Below are 2,782 nucleotides of genomic sequence, written 5' to 3'. Positions count from 1 at the left end.
CCGCCGGGTCGGTGGGTGTCATGGTCGCCGGCGTGCTGATCATTCTCACCGGCCAGCCGATCTGGGACGTCGTGGTCGCGGCGCTCATCGCGGTCTTCGTCATCATCCGGGCGGTGGTTCTGGGCAGGCAGGTGATCGCGGTGCTGGGCCAGCACGCCCCGGAAGGGGTGGACCCGGAGGACGTCGCCGGTGACCTGGACGCGGTCGAGGGGGTGGAGGAGGTCCACGACCTGCACCTGTGGACCCTGACGTCGGGGATGAACGTGGCCACGGCCCACCTGGTCGCTGACCAGGGCGCGGACCACGGCGCCGTGCTTGCCGGCGCGCGCCGGGTGCTGCACGACCGTTACGGTATCGCCCATGCCACCTTGCAGGTGGAGGGCGCCGGCAGCGACGGCTGTCACGACCTGAGCTGGTAGCACTCGGCACGGAAGCCCGCTCGCGAGAGCCGCACATGCTTGAGCAACGTCTTAGGAGCGCGCGATGGCCGCGAAGCACGGCAAGGGCCCCGGGCCGGACGAGGGCCAGCGGCCGGCCCGGCGCGGGGTGGTGCTCACCCTGCTGGGGATCGGTCTGGTCGCCGCGGCTTACGTGGTGACGATCGTGGTCATGGTGGTGCGGTGACGCGGCCCAAACGGACCGCGGCCTCATGGCGGCGCCGCAAGGCGGTCATCGCGTCGTCCAGTGCTGTCCTCGTCGGGTCGAGCACGTAGAGGTCGTGAAGACGTCCAGATATAGGCCTGGGACGGGAGTTCTTGCATCGACTGAACTCCCCGGTGGTTGCAGGTCCGATACGCAGGGGTGCCAGTAAGTAGGGCTGATCGGCGCCCATTTTCTTGTCTCGCGCCCCGGGGCGAGGCGGTCCCCTATCGGTGTCCCTGTGTGCGGGGCAGGTTCACGCCGCGCAGCAGGAGAGCTTGGCGATGTCGGTGGTGAAGGCCTGCGCGGTGAGCTTGAGGCCTTCGGCCATGGTCAGGTAGGGGCTCCAGAGGTTGGCGACCTGGCTGGTGGTCATGCCGGCCTCGAGCATGTAGACCCCGGCGGCGGCGAGGTCGCCGGCGTCCTGGGCCAGGGCGGTAATGCCGATGATGCGGCCGGTGTCGGCGTCGGTGACCATCTTGATGAACCCGCAGGTGTCGCGGTTGACGATCGCGCGTGGGACGTGCGCGAGTGACAGGACACGGCTGTCGTAGCGGATCCCGGCAGCGGAGGCCTGCCGTTCGGTCATCCCGACGGCGGCCAGGGCGGGGCTGGTGAACACGACCCGGAGCAGGTGGCGGTAGTCGACCTCGAGGCCGGCGCCGGTGAGGGCGTTGTCGGCGACGAGGGCGCCGTGGGCCGCGGCGACGTACACGAACTGACGGTGGGCGGTGACGTCACCGGCAGCCCAGACGCGCGGGTTGGTGCTGCGCAGATGGCTGTCGACGACCACCTCGCCGTGGTCGCCGGTGCGCACGTCGACGGTGTCGAGACCGAGCGTGGCGGTGACCGGGCGGCGCCCGGTGGCGACGAGTACCTCGGCCGCCCGGAGTTCCTGTGAGCCGTCAGTGGTGGTGGCAGTGACCGTGACCTCGCCGGTGGCCGGGTCGCGGCGGACCGCGCTGGGCACCGCGCCGCGGATGATCTGGATGCCTTCGTCCGTGAAGATCTCATCCAGGGCGGTGGACGCCTCGGGTTCTTCCTGGGACGCCAGCCGTGAGCGGACCAGCATGGTGACCCGGACGCCGAGCCGAGCGAAGAGCTGGGCCTGCTCCATCGCGACGTAGCCGCCGCCGATGACCAGCAGCGACTCCGGGACGTGGTCCAGTTCCATCGCGGTGGTCGAGGTCAGGTAACCGGCCTCCTGCAGGCCGGGGACCGGCGGCGCCCAGGGCCTGGAGCCGGTGGCGATGAGGTAGTGCGCGGCCCGGACCGTCTCCACCGTGCCGTCAGGGCCGGTGACGCGCAGTGCCGGCTCGCTGGGTGTGCCGACGAACGTGGCGTCCCCGGGGTGGAGATCCCATCCGTACTCGGTGGCCAGGTCCAGGTACTTCTCGCCACGCAGTGACCCGACGAGCCGATCCTTGCCGGCGATCAAGGCGGGCATGTCGACCGGCCGGACTTCGGGGAGCGGCAGGCCGGGGAACCGGGAGGCGTCGAGTGTGACGTGGCGGGCCTCGGCGGTCGCGAGCAAGGCCTTGGAGGGCACGCACCCGGTGTTCACGCAGGTACCGCCGACGGTGCCACGCTCGATCATCACCACCCGTCTGCCGAGGTTGGTGGCGCGGATCGCGGCCGCGAACGCCGCCCCACCGGACCCGATCATTGCCAGGTCATACGACCTGCTGTTAGCCGTTGCCGTCATGAACTCCTCCTTCATCGCCCTCAGGATCGACCTTCCAGTGCACTGGAAGGTCAAGGGGGAGAATGAGTGGCATGCGGATCGGTGAGGTGGCTCGGGCGTCGGGCACGACGAGCAAGACCCTGCGGTACTACGAGGAGGTCGGGCTGCTACCCGCCGCGGACCGCACCCCGGCGGGCTACCGGGACTACGGCGCCGAGGTGCTCGACCGGCTGGACTTCATCCGCCGGGGGCAAGCGGCCGGGCTGACCCTGGCCCAGATCGGTCAGGTGCTGGACATCCGCGACCGGGGGCAGGCCCCCTGCCGGCACGTCACCGACCTGCTCGACACCCGCCTTGATGTGATCGACCGGCAACTCGCCGAGCTCGCGCAGCTACGCACCACGATCGCCGACCTGCGCGAGGACGCCGCCGCCGGCGACCCGGCCATGTGCTCCCCCG

General features: G+C 70.6%; 4 protein-coding genes. 3 read left to right on the top strand and 1 reads right to left on the bottom strand.

What is annotated here, in order from left to right; translation table 11 throughout:
- Together HMPREF3105_RS02185 and HMPREF3105_RS13165 are read left to right on the top strand one after the other, a co-directional pair.
- On the top strand, positions 1-419 hold a 419-nt coding region (locus HMPREF3105_RS02185; RefSeq protein ID WP_141762407.1), incomplete at its 5' end, for a cation diffusion facilitator family transporter.
- 64 nt (positions 420-483) lie between these two features.
- Positions 484-624, top strand: a complete 141-nt coding sequence (locus HMPREF3105_RS13165; protein ID WP_165381393.1) for a hypothetical protein — start codon at positions 484-486, stop codon at positions 622-624.
- 271 nt (positions 625-895) lie between these two features.
- Here the strand turns inward: HMPREF3105_RS13165 and merA are convergent, their stop codons facing one another.
- Positions 896-2,344, bottom strand: coding sequence for a mercury(II) reductase (gene merA, locus HMPREF3105_RS02180; protein WP_371441091.1), 1,449 nt, complete (start codon positions 2,342-2,344; stop codon positions 896-898).
- A 71-nt stretch (positions 2,345-2,415) separates the two neighbouring features.
- On the opposite strand from merA, the gene HMPREF3105_RS02175 reads away from it, so the two are divergent.
- The coding region (locus tag HMPREF3105_RS02175) for a heavy metal-responsive transcriptional regulator (RefSeq protein WP_070708673.1) at positions 2,416-2,782 on the top strand (367 nt) is incomplete at its 3' end.

It is taken from the genome of Micrococcus sp. HMSC31B01 (assembly GCF_001816085.1).
Taxonomy (GTDB): Bacteria; Actinomycetota; Actinomycetes; order Actinomycetales; family Micrococcaceae; genus Micrococcus; species Micrococcus luteus.
This window is presented reverse-complemented; position numbering and strand designations above follow the sequence as displayed.